The organism is Rhizobium sp. YTU87027, from assembly GCF_050644135.1.
Classification (GTDB): domain Bacteria; phylum Pseudomonadota; class Alphaproteobacteria; order Rhizobiales; family Rhizobiaceae; genus Rhizobium.
Genome location: NZ_CP098442.1, coordinates 335,164 through 350,878, shown reverse-complemented (window position 1 = coordinate 350,878; position 15,715 = coordinate 335,164). Strand labels below are relative to the sequence as shown.

General features: G+C 56.3%; 16 protein-coding genes and 1 pseudogene. 4 read left to right on the top strand and 13 right to left on the bottom strand.

Annotated features, from left to right (window positions below):
• Nucleotides 1-451 precede the first annotated feature (451 nt).
• The gene (locus tag NBG89_RS30360) at nt 452-1,195 is read left to right on the top strand and encodes a helix-turn-helix transcriptional regulator (RefSeq protein ID WP_416068773.1); all 744 of its coding nucleotides are present in this window, start codon (nt 452-454) and stop codon (nt 1,193-1,195) included.
• Nucleotides 1,196-1,487: 292 nt separating this feature from the next.
• Here NBG89_RS30360 and NBG89_RS30355 read toward each other — a convergent pair whose 3' ends face one another.
• The 3 genes from NBG89_RS30355 to NBG89_RS30345 form a co-directional block, all read right to left on the bottom strand.
• Nucleotides 1,488-1,937, bottom strand: a complete 450-nt coding sequence (locus NBG89_RS30355) for a protein rhiC (protein ID WP_430961189.1) — start codon at nt 1,935-1,937, stop codon at nt 1,488-1,490.
• 92 nt (nt 1,938-2,029) lie between these two features.
• Nucleotides 2,030-2,617 (bottom strand): phage tail protein, encoded by a 588-nt coding sequence (locus NBG89_RS30350; RefSeq protein ID WP_416068689.1) that lies wholly within the window; start codon nt 2,615-2,617, stop codon nt 2,030-2,032.
• A 125-nt stretch (nt 2,618-2,742) separates the two neighbouring features.
• Entirely contained in the window at nt 2,743-3,438 is a 696-nt protein-coding gene (locus NBG89_RS30345) for a protein rhiA (RefSeq protein WP_416068690.1), read from the bottom strand.
• 337 nt (nt 3,439-3,775) lie between these two features.
• Between NBG89_RS30345 and NBG89_RS30340 the strand changes: the two genes are divergently transcribed.
• Complete coding sequence (locus NBG89_RS30340; protein WP_416068691.1) at nt 3,776-4,339, top strand: acyl-homoserine-lactone synthase; 564 nt, start codon at nt 3,776-3,778, stop codon at nt 4,337-4,339.
• A gap of 487 nt (nt 4,340-4,826) precedes the next feature.
• On the opposite strand, the pseudogene NBG89_RS30335 reads toward NBG89_RS30340, so the two are convergent.
• The 5 genes and pseudogenes from NBG89_RS30335 to NBG89_RS30315 form a co-directional block, all read right to left on the bottom strand.
• A pseudogene (locus NBG89_RS30335) lies at nt 4,827-5,504 on the bottom strand (winged helix-turn-helix domain-containing protein).
• A gap of 757 nt (nt 5,505-6,261) precedes the next feature.
• Complete coding sequence (locus NBG89_RS30330) at nt 6,262-6,705, bottom strand: pseudoazurin (RefSeq protein ID WP_416068692.1); 444 nt, start codon at nt 6,703-6,705, stop codon at nt 6,262-6,264.
• Nucleotides 6,706-7,239: 534 nt separating this feature from the next.
• Nucleotides 7,240-7,803, bottom strand: coding sequence for a CpaD family pilus assembly lipoprotein (locus NBG89_RS30325; protein ID WP_416068693.1), 564 nt, complete (start codon nt 7,801-7,803; stop codon nt 7,240-7,242).
• Nucleotides 7,800-9,257: a type II and III secretion system protein family protein gene (locus tag NBG89_RS30320; protein WP_416068694.1), complete on the bottom strand. Its 1,458-nt coding sequence runs from the start codon at nt 9,255-9,257 to the stop codon at nt 7,800-7,802. The genes NBG89_RS30325 and NBG89_RS30320 overlap by 4 nt, the downstream gene beginning before the upstream one ends.
• A 27-nt stretch (nt 9,258-9,284) precedes the next feature.
• Nucleotides 9,285-9,971 (bottom strand): response regulator, encoded by a 687-nt coding sequence (locus tag NBG89_RS30315; protein WP_416068695.1) that lies wholly within the window; start codon nt 9,969-9,971, stop codon nt 9,285-9,287.
• Between the two features lie 1,428 nt (nt 9,972-11,399).
• Here NBG89_RS30315 and NBG89_RS30310 point away from each other — a divergent pair.
• Nucleotides 11,400-11,720, top strand: coding sequence for a hypothetical protein (locus NBG89_RS30310; RefSeq protein WP_416068696.1), 321 nt, complete (start codon nt 11,400-11,402; stop codon nt 11,718-11,720).
• Nucleotides 11,721-11,814: 94 nt separating this feature from the next.
• Entirely contained in the window at nt 11,815-11,946 is a 132-nt protein-coding gene (locus tag NBG89_RS30305) for a DUF6429 family protein (protein ID WP_416068533.1), read from the top strand.
• A 34-nt stretch (nt 11,947-11,980) separates the two neighbouring features.
• On the opposite strand, the gene NBG89_RS30300 is transcribed toward NBG89_RS30305, so the two are convergent.
• The 5 genes from NBG89_RS30300 to NBG89_RS30280 all read right to left on the bottom strand — a co-directional run bounded on the left by NBG89_RS30300 (nt 11,981) and on the right by NBG89_RS30280 (nt 15,712).
• Nucleotides 11,981-12,565 (bottom strand): plasmid pRiA4b ORF-3 family protein, encoded by a 585-nt coding sequence (locus NBG89_RS30300; RefSeq protein ID WP_416068532.1) that lies wholly within the window; start codon nt 12,563-12,565, stop codon nt 11,981-11,983.
• A 2-nt stretch (nt 12,566-12,567) separates the two neighbouring features.
• On the bottom strand, nt 12,568-14,226 hold the full coding sequence (gene tnpC / locus NBG89_RS30295) for an IS66 family transposase (RefSeq protein WP_416068531.1): 1,659 nt from the start codon (nt 14,224-14,226) through the stop codon (nt 12,568-12,570).
• Between the two features lie 45 nt (nt 14,227-14,271).
• On the bottom strand, nt 14,272-14,565 hold the full coding sequence (tnpB, locus tag NBG89_RS30290; RefSeq protein WP_112982801.1) for an IS66 family insertion sequence element accessory protein TnpB: 294 nt from the start codon (nt 14,563-14,565) through the stop codon (nt 14,272-14,274).
• 56 nt (nt 14,566-14,621) lie between these two features.
• A complete protein-coding gene (tnpA, locus tag NBG89_RS30285) occupies nt 14,622-15,056 on the bottom strand; it encodes an IS66-like element accessory protein TnpA (RefSeq protein WP_416068530.1) in 435 nt (144 codons plus the stop codon).
• 116 nt (nt 15,057-15,172) lie between these two features.
• Nucleotides 15,173-15,712 (bottom strand): hypothetical protein, encoded by a 540-nt coding sequence (locus tag NBG89_RS30280; protein WP_416068697.1) that lies wholly within the window; start codon nt 15,710-15,712, stop codon nt 15,173-15,175.
• Nucleotides 15,713-15,715: the final 3 nt, after the last annotated feature.

Here is a 15,715-nt window from a genome sequence, read left to right as displayed (position 1 = left end):
CGCCGATTGTGCAGTTCCGCTTTGTCGTGGTCCGCCCGTCATCGACATGTCCGATACTCCTGTCGCCTTTGTCTGTATTGAGACGCAGGCGTATGTGATACGCGCTCCCTGATTATTGAGCCAACCGGCCGAAAAGTAACCATAAAGCGTTCGATTTGACTAAAGCAGCCGTAATTGGCACGAGCCTTGAATCTTCCAATCGGCGGCGGCGAGTTGCCGAGCTGTTTTATATCGCCGAACTCCAATTGATGGGCCGAGGAGGGGAGGAACATGTGAGTGCTACGTGAGATCGGGCTACGGAAAGAGGCGATCGGCGAGTCCACCGCCTCGCGAATTCTGAACGACCTACAGTCTCACTGGAATACACACGTCACCACGCAGCTAGTGCTTCAAACGGTGCGTAACTGATTATATACTGTGGTCACCTTGGAACAACGCGATGGAGCTCAAAGTGAACGGAGAAATCTCGGCGATCTCAAATGTAATGTCGGATTTTTTTTCAGAGACATCTAGCGCGACAAGCAAGGACGCCCTGTTGTTATCATTTGGCAAGATTTCACGATACTTTGGATTTACCAGCTTTGCGATCTCCGGGATACCATCGCCTAACGAGCGTATCGATCCCTATTTGTTTTTCAGCGATTGGTCAGGGGAGTGGTTCGACCGCTATTTGGAAGGCAACTTCGTACACATCGACCCAGTGGTCCACCTCAGCAAAACATGCGATCGCGCATTTATATGGTCGGAGGTTCTGATAAATCAAAAGCTCGATCGACAGGGCCGGCGGGTCATGAACGAGGCTAGCGAATTCAAGATGATCGATGGCTACACCATTCCTTTGCATACCGCCGCTGGATTTCAGTCGATAGTCAGCTTTGGAGCTGAAAAGGTGGACTTATCGAACACCGCTAGAAGAGCTCTGTATGTGTTATCAGCTTACGCGCATAGTTTGCTTCGTGATCAGATCGTGAAAGACGCGAAACAAAAGGCTAAAGAACTTCCTAGGATTACAGCAAGAGAGCGCGAGATCATACATTGGTGCGCCGCTGGTAAGACGGCGATAGAGATCGCTAAGATCCTGGGGCGATCGCATCGAACAATTCAAAATGAGGTTTTCAACGTTCAACGAAAGCTCGATGTCGTAAATACACCTCAGATGGTCGCCGAAAGTTTTCGGTTCGGAATAATTCGCTAAAGTCAATGCCAGAGGCACAACTGCTCAAATGCGGCGATACCCAAGGCGCTATATGGAGTGACGCTTAGTTTTGACGCTATCAGTGAATCTGTGCGCAATTGATGGAGCAAGTTCCGGGCTGGCCTATATTAAACGGCGAGTAGATGCCGACTCCTCTGAGGTGGATCCGCCTACTAAGGACCAGAGCAAACAGGAGTTCAGTTGCCTGTCGGATCAGGGCACATCCACACTACTAGGAGACAGGATGTGCCCGGACGCTGTTGCGTGCCGCGCGGGGTTCGCGAGTTATTGCTTATCGCCAGACGGCACCTCTAAATTGGCCCGTTGCATCCTTCGGAGTGATGCCGGAGAGATCGCAGTGGTTGGCATTATCCGGTCGCGAGGCTTGAATGAGTCTCGCGCTCTTAACCGGTGCCTGGATCATGCAATAGGCGTTGAACCGTGCGGGCAGTCCAAGCAGTGTATTGGCAAGATTGCCGTTTGGCCTGCAGTTGACGCTTGCCCCTTCCATGCGCCCAGACGGATCCACAGGCTCACCGCTGAAGTCGCATGTCTTGCCTGTTGGCGTGCCCGGAGCACCGACCGGGCCGGCGAGGGTGACGCCGCGTATAACCACTCCCGTGGTCACGGGATTTACGCCGATCTTTGCCTTGTGATGGTCTGCTGCTGCGACTGTCTGCGCTGCGGTGACGGCCAGCCCAAAAACCCAAGCGAATCCTAGCATTCTTACTGTCGGAAACATTACAATTTCTCCTCTTTACGGATCGGTCGAATGCGATCCATTGCCACTTACGCTTCGTGAAAAGGAAAGACTTAGTGAAGTCTTATCGCGATTTACCGAAACTTGATGAGGTAATTGACGGCAACATTCCTGGGGCGCGTTTCAGAAGCTGTACGCGCGCGGGATTCCGGTGAGCCTGTAGACTTGCTGGAAATGGATGTTCCCGCGGCACTCCCCTGCTGCGAAATTCCCGACGGCGTCGTCACCCCGTAGGAATGCGAATGGGTCTGCATTGCATCGCACTGAAGCGACCCAACAATGTTTGAGACATTGTTGCCGGTCGGATCCAGTCGCTGTTTTGCATCAGGGTCTATTCCCGCGCCGGCATCAAAGCCACGTAGGAACAGCCCGCGATAGTCCGGGATACGAAACTCCAGACCCGTCCCCGAATTCCGTTCTCCATAGAGACCCCCGATCACGGAATAGAGTTCCGGATAGGCGAGCGTACTAAGATAGCGCCCGTCGCAAAGCATCCAGCCCTGAGCCTCGACGTAGTTGAGAGGAGCGTTGGCCTTTGTTCCCGCCGTTGCGCCCGAGCTTGCGCAGGCCGCATTTGCCCAGATCGTGTTCTGCGAACCCGACACCGGATCGACTTGGCCTGCAAAAGGGCACACAGTACCGATAGGAGGTCCTGAGAACATTGTTCCGTCCTTTGATTAAGATGCTTGTTCGGAAGCGAGTGCCTACGCCAATTGCATCAGGAGCTGGCACTCCCTTCCCTGGGGCTCCGTCCAATTTACGGAGCGACACCTAACCGCAGCGGCCGTCAGGCCGGACTGATATCCCAGGTATTGGTTTCATCCAGAACCCCTACAAGATTGAACACAGCGGAGGGAAATTTGGCCTCCTTTGTTTGGGTAATGGTGTCGATGCTGAGAACTGTGCCGACTTTGACATTCGTTCCTGCGGCGATCCAATAGCTCGGAGTCGGCGTAAAGGTGTGTTGCAGATTGGTACCTGCTTGAACGACATACGTTCCCGTTCCGGACATTCCGATGCCGACTGAGAACCGACTGTTTGGGACAGTTGAGTCGTCGTTGATGAGTAGGGATCCGGAAGGCGGACCCTTGACCGAATTGGAGAGGCCGGGGCCACCCTTCAAGGAAAACGTTGTCGTGTTCTGACCGTCGGGGCTGCAGTCCTGAACGCCGGAAGCGAGAAAATCCACCCCGGCTATCAGTTCCCCAGTGTCGCTCCAGACGAAATTATATGCGATTTCCCAGGTAAACTTGATCTGGTTCCCGACGCGGATCTGGTACGGAGAGCAAAACCAAGCCAAGGAGAAAACGTCGGCGGACGGCTGCGGCATTTTTTGATATACGTAGAAGGTCCATGGCTGGGCCGATTGGTTCTTGAGTAGCAGAGAGTATTGCGTGCCCTGGGCGAGCGCTGCACTTGCGGACTGCGATGCACGAGCTTGATCGGTTATTTCTTTGTTGGCATAACTGACGTGCAAGGTCATTTCATTGTCCTTTCTGTGGGGATTGTCCGTTTGACGCTGGGCCGATCAAGTCGGCTCCATATAAATTGACATTAGCGCGTCACTCGACTTCAACTCTGTCGAGCGCTCATTCTCTGTAGCCACAAGCTATTTGCTATAATCATTGCTGCATGAGGTAAATGAGTAGATTTACTCTCTGGCGGCGACAGCATCGTAAGCCCAGATTTCATCTGGTGGACGCTCATGCAGGCTACGTTGTCGGTCGTGCAAAATTCATCAGACTCTGAAACTGAGTAGTTCTACTCATTTTTCAGCGGAAAGAGATCATACACACTGACTTCCGATGTGAGGTGGAGCGATGATCAAGATTTGCATTGGGCAGTCGGATGCGAACAGTGCCTTGATGGAGGAAATCTGGCGATTCCGGCATCAACAGTTCGTCGAACGACGGGGCTGGGAAGCACTGCGTAAGAGTGATGGGCGAGAAATCGATCAATTTGATCACGACAGCGCGATACATTTTGCGCTCCTCAAGAACGATACGATAATAGGGTATTCTCGATTACTTCCTACTATTCAGCCGCACCTTCTTTCAAACGTTTATCCCCAGATCATGAAAGGTCGGAACTGGCCACGCTCGCATGATGTTTTCGAATGGACGCGATGTGCCGTCACAGATGCGAAGGAGATGATTGACGGCGTTTCCGCGTCACGCGTCCTGATGGTTGGGGTGCTGGAATTCTGCCGTGCCGCCGGCATTTCATCGCTCATCGCACAAACGCACCCGAAGCTGATAAACTCACTCCTCGCTAGCGGTTGGCAAGCTCAGATGCTCTCAGAGGTCACAGTTTTCGATAATCAATTGATCGTGCCGATTGAAGTCAAACCGTCCCCATCGCAACAAACGCTGTTGGCGACTTGAGACGGCCGCGACTGCATTTTGCAGAAACTCACCTCCATGGAGGCAGCCTGCAATGTCCTTGCGCGCCGGGCGTAGCAGATCGCCTCCCTTCAGCGAAAGAGGAGGTTCGCACGCTCCGCAAGCCCCATGCTGCGCCCAAAGCTGCTGCTGTGACGTCTGTCAGTCCAATCGCGAAGTAGACCCGCGCCCAGGAAAGAAAACTGCAGCGGCGAAGGCGCAGCCAAGCGGCCACGCGAGGTTGAATCGGCACCGCTTGAGGTCGATGCCTTTACTGATCTGTTGAAGCTCGAAGAAGAAAATCAGAAGCTTCGCAAAGCCCTCGACGATCTCTAGGCGCGCCAGTGGAAAGTGCCGGTCGGCTTACCGGGGGCGGCCGTGCTCGACGCGGCTTGATCGCCATCGAGCAATCACAGCCAAGCGAGAAAGCGGCCCGCACTAGGCCATACACGGGAGTTGCGGAGCCGCCATTGGCTTTGATACCAAAAGATCAATCCAGCTTAGCAGTGAAGACGTAGCCCACGCCGCGCACGGCTTTGATGAATTGCGGCCTCTTCGGATCAGTCTCGATCTTTCGCGCAGCCGGACAATTTGGGCATCAATCGTCCGATCGAAAGCTTAGGTCTCAGCCCCTGGTTAAAGCCACCAGCAGGTCGCGGCCGAGAACCCTGCCCGTATGCCGAACAAAGATCGTCAGCGTCTCGAATTCGCCGGTCGTCAGTTCTACCTCCGCACCCTCGGGTCGAGTAGCTGGCGGCGATTGAGATTGAGCTTCTAACCCGCGAAACCGATGACTTGGTCGCTGACGGGCTCGGCATTGCGTGCCGACGATTGCCGCTGACGCAGGATCGACTTCAAACGCGTGGACTTCCCCGAGGTGGAAGGGTTTCGTCATGTAATCGTCCGAGCATGTCAGCATAATAATCGGGACATCGGACTGGGCGCAAATTTCTCCGGCGAGATCAAAGCCGTCCGAATCGCCGGGAAGGACGAGATCGAGCAGGATGGCATCGAAATTCTGATGACGCAGATATATCCGCATCTCGATCCCGTCGGAGGCGGAAGACACAGCGTAACCCTCTTCTTCGAAATAGTGCGTCAACATCATTCGAATGCGCGGATCGTCGACGACGACGAGAAGATGTGCACCATGCTGAGGTATTGCCATCGTCCATCCATCACGCCAATGCCTGTTACAGACCGTTTCCCAACTTGGTGACGCCGCAATGCCACCCATGTTAAACATCGTGCGAAAAGCAGATTAATTGTCCCCATCCAAAAGCGGGGAGCAAAGACTGTGCCGCGGGAAGAGGATTTTCGCCCCGATCAGGAATCACCAATGTCGCGCTTTTCGGCTCGGAGCCGAATTGCCTGCTGGTGCTGGGGTTTTCAGCAATTTTGGCCGAGTGAATGGCGTCCGCGGCGACGACCCTCAGACTTCAAAGTCGAGGGTCTTCTTCGGGTGCCGCCGCCGCAGTCGCTTACGGATCGATGGCGGCCGCTCGGACCAATTGCCCGCTCCGTTAAGTGCTGTTGATGCCAACAATTCCGTTGGTCGCAGCCCTGGTTTCGTCACTTTCGGACCCGGACCAAGCAAAGAGGATCGAGTTCACAATCGGCAGAAATAACGATCCCGCCAACTTCTTCGATTGCTGCGCGGCGACAGTTCCATGTCAGCTAATTGGAGAGCTTTCGGTCGGCTTTTTGACGATGGCCAGGAATGGTGACGACCGGCGTGTTCACACCGTCGCAAATGCGGTCGAGGCAGTTTTCAGAACGCTGGGGCCGGGATCGACGAGCCTTCCATCAATTAACCTATTAGAGTTCAGACAAGGATTCAGGAAACAGAGAATTTGCGCTTGTGGCTCATCTTACAGCCGGTGGCGGATGGCAGGCGAGCGCCGCCATCCGCAGTGCCGATATAGTTACTGCGTGATCTGCGCAAGGCCGGCATCAAGCCGCTTGCGCACCATATTCGGCACTTTCGCGTTCTTGATCACGTCGAGGTTGGCCGGGTTATCGCCAACCTGGATCAGCGCGACCATACCCATGCCGACATGCGGAGTGCATTTCAGCACGTAAGCGCCCGGAATATCGAACTTCGCCTGGTACTGCTCGCTCGACTTGGACTTAAATTCAGGGACGCCGTCGGGAATGAGGCCCTTGAAGGTCTCGACATTGTGGCCCTTGTCCTTGGGAATGAAGGTTACGGTGTCGCCGGGAGCGATCTTGAGGAAGCCCGGCTCGAACACCATCGCGCCATCCGCACCTTTGTTCAGCATCTGAATCTGATGGTCGGCCGCCATCGACGGCGCGGCCGAAGCAATCAAGACTGCCGTAGCTGCGATCGGACAGAATTTCAAACGCATTGCATGTCTCCTGTTTCTTAAGTCGGTTTAGCCCCTTGAACACCTTTTAAGACATGCTGCGCCCGCTTCTTTGATGCGCGTCAAATCGAGAGGAAAAGCAGCCGGAGGATGATATTTGTCAGCGACCGGGCGGGCATGCAAAAGGGTAGGGAATCGAAGCACCAGGAACAATTATTCTTCTTCCCATTACGGCAAGCGTTTTCGCGCGTCTCATCTTGCGGTCGCGCATGGCGTCAAACTCGCCTCGGCGACATGGGCGCTCAACCTTGCTATTCGGCTCTCGGGCACTGGATCGGCTTCTGTCGCGGCTGCGGAAGTCCGGCTGTCGGCCTTAACTACTTTGCAGTATCTCAAGGGGCTGATCATCGGACTGACGATGATTCCTCCCGTACAGCAGTCATCGGCGACAACACCGGTCGCCCATTCGTTGGGGAAGTTGAAGCTGCGACAGTAATGGTCAAGGACGCTGTTAGTCACTTGCCCGTAGAGGTTCATGTCTTCGAACGCAGGTCAGCTCCCGGGATTAGCCGCGGGTTATTCTTCATTTTTGTCTGCCGTGAATGTCCTGTATTTGGCAACTGGTGCGGCCGCGCGCTCGCCGTTGCTTGCCTTGATAACTTGATTGTCGAACAAATCCCGCGGATCGTTTACCATCACCGCGAGGTTATGGCGCGTCGAACAGCCCAGCGGCTGGTCAACGTCATTGGGCAAAGTGCTGGACAATGACGGGCAGTCAGAAGGTCTCGCATCATAGACGATCGCCTCTATTCGCGCTGAATGGCCGCCCTCGTGTTGGTTAAATAACTGAATATTGGAAGCGTAGATGCCCATCTGTTTTGCCTGATGCACTGCCTCTGTGCTGAGCGGGGGCGACCCGCTGATTAGCAGATGAAGTGCGTCGCGCCGACCACCGCTGGCCCTCCCAAGGAAAATACGCAAGCGCTGCAGTTCGGAGGCGCGAAGGCTCTCTAGAATCAAGACGCTGGTCTCCTGCTGGATTATGGTGGGTGTCGATGGCTCAACATGGATCGGCGGGCTTGCGCAGCCACTCAGGCTTGCTGTTAGAGCGACTAGGTGAACTTTGCCCCGGAACGTCATTCGATGATAAAGCCGACACTGCTCTTGCCGCTTGGCATGCCAGTGCGGCCAGTAGCGCGGCTCTGCGGCAGACGTAGCGAATTCGATCCAGTGGCCCCCCCATCCAAGGGCGACGCCATCGTGGGTGCGCTCATCTGGTCCGGGTTTGACCCCGGTCTGACGATGTAAGGAGTGACCAGAATGACCAATTCCGACTCCTCTTTTTGAAACGACGACGAACGGAATAGGACGCCAAGGATCGGCACCTGACCGAGTCCGGGAAATGCACTGATATCATTGGTTACGGTATGCCTGATGAGCCCACCAATTGCAAAGCTCTGCCCACTGGCGAGTTCGACGACTGTATCGGCTCGGCGGGTAGAAATTGCGGGCACGGAAATTCCGCTGAATTGAACGGCACCTTGTGACGTGAGTTCACTGACTTCCGGCTTTACGCGAATATTTATCTGGTTGTTGCTGAGAACGGTGGGTATGAATTCCAGGCTAACGCCGAAGCGACGAAATTCAATTGAGACTTGCCCATTTTCCTGTGGGACAGGAACGGGGAATTCCCCGCCAGCGAGGAAGCTGGCGGTTTCGCCGGACATCGCAGTGAGATTCGGTTCCGCTAAGATGGAAGCGACGTGCTCCTTGGCCAGCGCGTCGAGAACCCCGCCGATGTTGATATTACCATCATTGTATCCAATTTCTGCTGTACCACCACCACTAGCGGCACCAGAGCTGGCGCCTCTACCGCCGCCGCCTAACAAACCCACCTTGAAACTTCCGATTTGCCCGAGGGCCGACAGGTTAATCCCAAGCTCCTTCATCGCGCCACGGGAGACCTCCGCTACCCGCACACTGAGATTCACCTGCAGCGACCCTGCGACCTTGATCTTATTGACCACCTGCGCACCGTCACCGAGAAATTGCTCGGTAATTCTTTTCGCAGTGTCGACGGCTTCGGCATCGGGCGCTGTACCACTAAGGATCGCGCCGCGCGGGGTGTACTTGACACGGATCGGATAGTCTCCGACCTGATCCCTCAACATGGCTCGCAGCTCGCCGATTGGATCCGTAACGACGATCTGCATCTGGGCGAGAGCCACGCCTCTGTCGTTCAAGGCGAACAGGGTAGTCCGCCCGGGTTTCTTGCCAAAGACGAAGATGGTTTCGCTCGAGGGTGCCTGGTAGTCCGCAATCGTCGGGTCGGCAACAAAGATCGTAGCGGCTGGCGCGGGGAGACGGACTGTCTGGCCGAGCGAAGAGGAGAGGTTTAGCGTGGCATTGATACTACTGGAAGTGGCACGCAGCGCCCCTTCATCCCCGCTGGTTTGGGCCGCGGTAGAGAGCGGAGATAACAGCATGAGCGCGCAGATGAGAGGGCCCAAGTAAAGACGACTAGGGGGCCTCGGTCCTCCGATGAGAGCCAGCGGCCGATGGGTGTCAGGATGATGAATTGGAACAATCTTCAAGGCAGTCTTTCTTTCACATTCGACCAATCATGCTGATACCGCGCCAGGCAATTCAAGAATGTAGCCAATGCCACGAACAGTCTTTATCTGTGGCGTCGCACCTGACCTACTCAGATGTCCACGTAAGCGATAAATCCCGACTTCGAGCGCGTTGGTAGTCACCTCCTCGTTGAACGAATAGAGGTGACCTTCCAGCTGCGCACGCGGCACGATGCGGCCGGCACGCTTAAGTAGATGCTCAAGAATACATAGCTCCCGACGTGCGATCGTCAGCCGATCACCTGCAACGGTAAGCGCTCGACTGATTGGGTCGAAGTTGAGATTTCCAAATACAAGGATGGGATCGGTCAACTGTATCGCCCGGCGCTGAATGGCCCGCATTCTAGCGATGAGCTCAACAGGAGAGACGGGCTTGCGCAGGAAATCGTCCGCGCCACCATTGAAAGAGGCAATTCGCTTCTCGCGATCGTCGAAGCAGCTCATAACGACGGCGGGAACTGAGTGGCCCTCGCTTCTTAGTTGCTTCAACCAGCCTAAGCCGTCGCCATCGGGCAGAACCAACTCCAGCAGGAGAATTTCATAGCTCGCGCAATGAAATGCACACGAGGCCTCCTCGAGAGTGCAAGCTACATCAACGGCAAACCCGCTATCCGCGAGCGCAGCAAGTACCGCGCGTGCAAGTTCCGCATGATGATCAACGAGTAGCGTTCGCATTTCGCCTCATAATCAAACTAGAAGAATCGGAGCAGGTCGCCGCCGGCTATTGAGCTAAGGTGACAGCAGAATTCACGCAACTCGTTGCCTTGGCACGAGCATGCAAACGCCGAAAAGCTCGCGGGCAGCAGCATGTGAAGACTATTGGATCGGAACCGTCGGTCGGCGGGCCCAAAACACTACCAACCTCCCTGATGATTTTTTCTAGCATCGATTCTCCTCAGTGCGGCCCAAGGTCTACGAGCTCCGGCATTGTCCAGGTGCCCATCGTTCGGATGGTTGAAAGGGTTATCTTCGAGAAGCGGTTTAGAAAAATCCATTCTTTCAATCAGTTACATTCAGGGGGTGGATGCATGCCGCAGGCTCTATCCCAGCGTGAGCTGCTGTCCACACGCTGCTCGGGGCTGAACGCCAGTCTTCTGGTCAGCGGGATCGATCCCGACGGGATGCGGCCGCTGGTCGAAACCGGCTGAACGGAAAGGGCTATTTGGAGGCCGGGCGAACAAATCGTCCGCAACAGCGCGCCATACCGTCGCCGGCAATACGAAAGCCATTCGCCCCATGGCGACGGGCATTGTTGCTTAACGACCGGCACTTGGCGCGTGGCTTGGCCTAGTGCTGTATCAGCAATTAAGTCCGTCTATTCGACGCAAACGCGATGAACATATTTGCGCAGGTTAGGCGCGCGCGCAGTTCCGGGATTGTCGGCGAGCAAACCAAGATTCGCCAAACCTTTAGCCGCAAGTTAAGGCACGGGCGACGTCGCGGCGGTCTGACCAATAAAGCGGGACTTCTCTCGCCCATGCTCTGAGCAAACTGGGCCGCACGCGCGTCATCGTGTGGAAGTCTGCCTGGCTCCGCATTGTACTCCATCAGGCCACACTACAGTTGCACACCGGCTGGCTAATCGATACCACGATCATGCACATGCACATGCACATGCACATGCACATGCACCTGCAATCGCAGATCGCTCCCGTGCAACTCAAGGCTAGCCCGCAGGCGAACGGGTTCGAAGCACCCGTCGGGGAAATCCTCCCGCGTCAGAACGGGCATGTTCGTCCGCTGGCAACCTCCATAGACGACGTTTTCCCGGCATTCATCTCGACGGACGAAGCTGTAATGTTGAGCAAGGGGGCGGCAGCTCGAGCCAGAGCGCTGCGCCGATTTGGAAGGGGTCTTAGAGAGGCTATCGGAGTTTGCGTCGGTGTCGCACGGTCTGCTCGCAAAGCTAAGCGACCACCGAACAACTGCCGACCTCCATTAGATCTGTTGGGCCAGATCGAAGACGGTGCGTGGATCACTGCGGAGAGGTCGTCCACCTCCTAGAACTGCAGCCGGAGTTGCCAGCCATCGCTCCATGGCCGGCCTCGGCGGAGACCCTGGGCCAGCTACTCGCGCGCTTGGATGAACTTTTGCAGATCGATCTTGCTGATGAACAAAGGGCCGTCTTCCAAGGGCGTCAGTCGAAATCCCACCGCGGGCGGGCCGATGCATGCCCGTCAGCTGACAACGCTGTATGACGCCGCCTTCACCGCCTATCACGTTAAGTCTAATGAAAAGCGGGGCTACAATCGGAAGCGGCAGGACGCTTGCGTTGCAATTTACCGCGTCAAGCTTTCCCCAGCGTTCACCCGCGTCATCCGTTTGCCCACACGGAGCACCGGCAAATGCTGGCTGCTCGACAAGGAAGGTAGTTCAGGCAAGCCGGTTTGGCAAAGAGCTAGTGCGCTTCTATCTGATAAATAAGGGCCCGTTTCAACCACTTTCGACATGCGCATCGAGGGTATCCATCCGAGGTGGGCCGCGGGACTTGGGGTCTCGCGCGTGGTAGCATAGCAGAATGGAGATCGACGAGGACAAAATCGATGACGCGGTCCTGTGTGATCCGTTGAACAAGTCGAAGTCGCTGGTCCTGACGGACGAAGGTCTACGGCGTTCGGAAGAACTATTCCGCCGGTTGTTTACACGGTAAAATCCAGTTTCGGCTTTCACCCACAGCCCGGTGTTCAGGTTTTGCGTCGCGCTTTTCGGACCCATTTTGCGGCGAGGTCATCGACGGCTTTGTTGAGCTGCGAGAAGTTGGCGCTGTTGGGATTGTAATCGCTGCTGCCCCACCATTCTAGGATTTCGGCATGTCGCTCGTGCGCCGGGTCTGCAAGCGCCTCGCGGAACTCCTGATAACCCCATGGACCACCAACGTCTTCAGGCGGGCAGTGTCCCGTTGCTTCGAGGAGCATCGGTCCTTCCGTGCCGACTGCAGGAAAGGTGCGCTCGATCTTGATGCTGTGTTCCCAACCGTCGCCAAAGTCGTAAAGGTATTTGAACGATTTCGCACCGGTGTCCTGGACTGCCGACAGCAGCGAGACCCTGCGGGCATCGATCGGACCATCCCCCCATTCCTCGTCTGGCAAACCAAAGCCGACGTCACGCATGCGGAATTCGTAAAGGTGGCTGTTGGTCCAGCCCATCGCCGCCTGCAATACCTCGTGCAGCCGACTGAGCCTGATGGTGAACGGTACGACAACGCGCCGCATCACTATCGGCTCGACATGATCGAGGGTGACCTTCAGGCGGACGGCAGAAGCCACCATCGTCAGGCCGCCAGCATTACGGTTGCCGGCGATGCACGTTTCCACTCCCAGGGCAGCAGTTCGTGCAGGCGCGTCACAGGATGGTCGGCGATGCGAGCCAGGACATCGGCAAGCCACGCCTTTGGGTCGACATCGTTGAGGCGGCAGGTGGTGATGACGGTCAGCATGACAGCGGCACGATCGGCCCCACGCTGGGAACCGGCGAAGGTCCAGTTCCGTCTTCCCAATGCGACACTTCTCAGCGCCCGCTCGGCTGCGTTGTTCGTGAGACAAACTCTACCGTCTTCGAGGAAGAGGGCAAAGCCCTCCCAGCGCTTGAGCATGTAATCGATCGGCTCGATGACCTCGGACGATCTGCTGAGCGTGGCGCGTTCCTTCGTCAACCACTCGTGCATGTCATCGAACAGCGGCTTGCTTCTCTCCTGCCGCGCAGCCAGTCGTTCTTCGGCACTCAATCCGTTGATCTGCCGCTCGATCCCGAACAATTCGTCGTAGCGCTTGACGGCCTCAAGCGCGATCGGCGAGATCGGCTTGCCCTTGCGTTTGCGATCCCGCGCATTCTTCTGGATATCGGCCAGCTCAAAGAATTTACGCCGCGCATGCGCATGGCAAAAGGCGAAGGTGATCGGCACCTCTTTCGTTGCGGCAACAGCGATCGGCTCGAAGCCATTGTAGCAATCGCTCTGTAGAATGCCGCCGTATCTGGCCAGGTGCTTCTGCGGATGTTCGCCGCGCCGGTCACTCGACGCATAATAGATTGCGGCTGGCGGCGCTGTTCCCCCGAATGGCCGGTCATCGCATACGTAAGTCCATATGCGTCCGGTCGTGCATTTGTCCCTGGCCTGAATGGGAATGGTGGTGTCATCACCGTGAAGACGCTCGGCCGCAAAGACATGCGCCTCGATCAGATCGAAGACAGGCATGAGAGCGGCTGTTGCGTACCCGACCTGGTCGGCCAGCGTCGAGGTCGAAAGATCGATCCCCTCGCATTTGAACCGGGCACTCTGCCGGTTGAGCGGGCTGTGCATGCCGAACTTGTCGAACAGGATCGTCGCCAACAGATGAGGACCGATGAAGCCGCGCGGCGTGGCATGGAACGGTGCCGGCGTCTGACTGATCGCCTCACAGTCACGGCACGTGAACTTTTCCCGCACCGTCTCGATCACCTTGAACCGGCGCGGAATCTCTTCCAGCGTCTCGGTGACGTCCTCGCCCAGCTTCGACAAGCGTGAACCACCACAGCAGGCGCAAGTCGTCGGCGGCTCGATGACGATACGTTCGCGCTCGATATCGTCCGGCCATGGCTTGCGCACCGGTCGTTTGCGCGTGAACGAACGTACGCTCGAGGTTCTGGCGCTTGCTGCCTGTGCCGCGACCTCGTCCTCCGTCGCCGCCGTCACGAGTTCCTCGAGCTGCAGTTCCAACTGGTCGAGCAGGCGCGCCGTGCGTTCAGAGCGCTGGCCTCGCAACTCGCGCCTGAGCTTCTCGATCTTCAATTCCAGAGCAACGATCAGCGCCTCGTTGTCAGAGAGCATCGCCTGCGCATTGGCCGCTTCCGCAACTGCGATAGCGTGTTTAGCCTGCAAGGCTTCATGCTCGCCAAGCAGCGCCAGGTAAGCGCCAACAACATCCACAGGAAGATCGACAGGCTTTGAGATCATGAAGCCATTCGATCAGATTTCCCCTGTATTTTCAATTGAATAATGCTAGCCGACCTTCGTCGGCCGCCAGGTTTCTTGAGGGTGCCTCCAGTCGATCCCGGACAGAAGATAACTCAGCTGCGCGGGTGATATCGCGATCGCGCCGCCTTCCGCAGACGGCCAGACGAACCGGCCGCGGTCCAACTTTTTTGTAAAAAGGCAGCTCCCCTGGCCGTCACTCCAGATCACTTTTATCAGCGATCCGCTACGACCGCGGAATACAAAAAGATTGCCGTCCAGAGGGTTCAGTTTCAGCACCTCCTGCACCCGCAACGCAAGCGATGGAAACCCACACCGCATGTCGGTATGGCCCGTTGCAATCCACACCCGCACATTTTGACCGGAAGGAAGCGTGATCACCGCAACGTCTCCAGACCCCGCATGATCCGCAGCAGCGCCTCAACGTCGACGCTGCCGTCCACGACCACACGACGGCCGTTCGCCGCGACAATCTCCATGCGGCCGGAAGGAGGCGCTACCGGATGCTCCATCGCAGCAGGTGGAGTGACCTGCTTCACCGGCACAAAAGTTTCCGGCATGACGAACGCCGGCACAAAACCATCGGTTTGTTTCTGGCTGTGCAAACCCTGGCGAACCGATTTGCGCCAACGGTTTAACAGCGAGCGGCTGATGCCGTACTGACGGGCCGTGGCCGACGCCCGGCCTCTCCCCGCAAAGCTTTCTGCGACAATCCGCAGCTTCTCATCCTCAGTAAATCGACGCCGCCGTCCGGTGTTGATCACCTCAAGACGGCTCACCCGAGACCCGCTGTCCCCTTCAAAAATCTCCATCTGCCCAACTGTCCTTATGCCTGGGAATAAGGACAGGGTCTGAACAGTTTTATCCAATATTCAAAGGCGGTCTCGCTCGGACGGATACCATCGAGGCTGTGCTGCGCACAGTTATGCTACGGTGCCAACGCACGTGGATCGGACTTCCCGTCTGTATCCAAGGACAGGTTCAAATTGTGTTGCAACATCTGATTGTCTGGCTCTGCTTTGAGAGCTTGCCGATATAGCACTTGTGCGGCGTCATGCCGGCCCTGAAGATCCAAGACAACTCCTTTCGCGTTCAATACACGCAGATTACTTGGATCCGTAGCAAGCACTCCGTCGAGTACCTGAAGCGCCTCATGTCCTCGTTTCTGCGCCAGCAATATCTTGGTAAAACTGATTGCCGCATCAATATTATCTGGATGCTGCTTCAGATTGTGTAACGCTTGCTCTTCAGAAATTTTGCCAACTGCGCTCAATATGCGTTCGCGCATTGCCGGGTCGATATGATTGGCGCCGAGCAACGATGGGGGCGACGTCTCCTTCACCGAAAGAGCTGGCTTATTCCAGCTGGCGCAACCTCCGAGAGGCAGGATGGCGAGTACTGCGAAGAGGACTGAGTTCAATCGATATGAAACTAATGTTGCAGCGACTGTATTCTTATGCGAAGTCATCTT

Bases quoted from the DNA above. Each gene is read 5' to 3' on its own strand.
- tnpB (WP_112982801.1), bottom strand. From the start codon at position 14,565: ATGCGGTGTGGGTTTCCATCGCTTGCGTTGCGGGTGCAGGAGGTGCTG.
- NBG89_RS30305 (WP_416068533.1), top strand. From the start codon at position 11,815: ATGGAGATCGACGAGGACAAAATCGATGACGCGGTCCTGTGTGATCCG.
- NBG89_RS30355 (WP_430961189.1), bottom strand. From the start codon at position 1,937: ATGTTTCCGACAGTAAGAATGCTAGGATTCGCTTGGGTTTTTGGGCTG.
- tnpA (WP_416068530.1), bottom strand. From the start codon at position 15,056: ATGGAGATTTTTGAAGGGGACAGCGGGTCTCGGGTGAGCCGTCTTGAG.
- NBG89_RS30345 (WP_416068690.1), bottom strand. From the start codon at position 3,438: ATGACCTTGCACGTCAGTTATGCCAACAAAGAAATAACCGATCAAGCT.
- tnpC (WP_416068531.1), bottom strand. From the start codon at position 14,226: ATGATCTCAAAGCCTGTCGATCTTCCTGTGGATGTTGTTGGCGCTTAC.
- NBG89_RS30340 (WP_416068691.1), top strand. From the start codon at position 3,776: ATGATCAAGATTTGCATTGGGCAGTCGGATGCGAACAGTGCCTTGATG.
- NBG89_RS30315 (WP_416068695.1), bottom strand. From the start codon at position 9,971: ATGCGAACGCTACTCGTTGATCATCATGCGGAACTTGCACGCGCGGTA.
- NBG89_RS30330 (WP_416068692.1), bottom strand. From the start codon at position 6,705: ATGCGTTTGAAATTCTGTCCGATCGCAGCTACGGCAGTCTTGATTGCT.
- NBG89_RS30350 (WP_416068689.1), bottom strand. From the start codon at position 2,617: ATGTTCTCAGGACCTCCTATCGGTACTGTGTGCCCTTTTGCAGGCCAA.
- NBG89_RS30325 (WP_416068693.1), bottom strand. From the start codon at position 7,803: ATGACGTTCCGGGGCAAAGTTCACCTAGTCGCTCTAACAGCAAGCCTG.
- NBG89_RS30300 (WP_416068532.1), bottom strand. From the start codon at position 12,565: ATGGTGGCTTCTGCCGTCCGCCTGAAGGTCACCCTCGATCATGTCGAG.
- NBG89_RS30280 (WP_416068697.1), bottom strand. From the start codon at position 15,712: ATGACTTCGCATAAGAATACAGTCGCTGCAACATTAGTTTCATATCGA.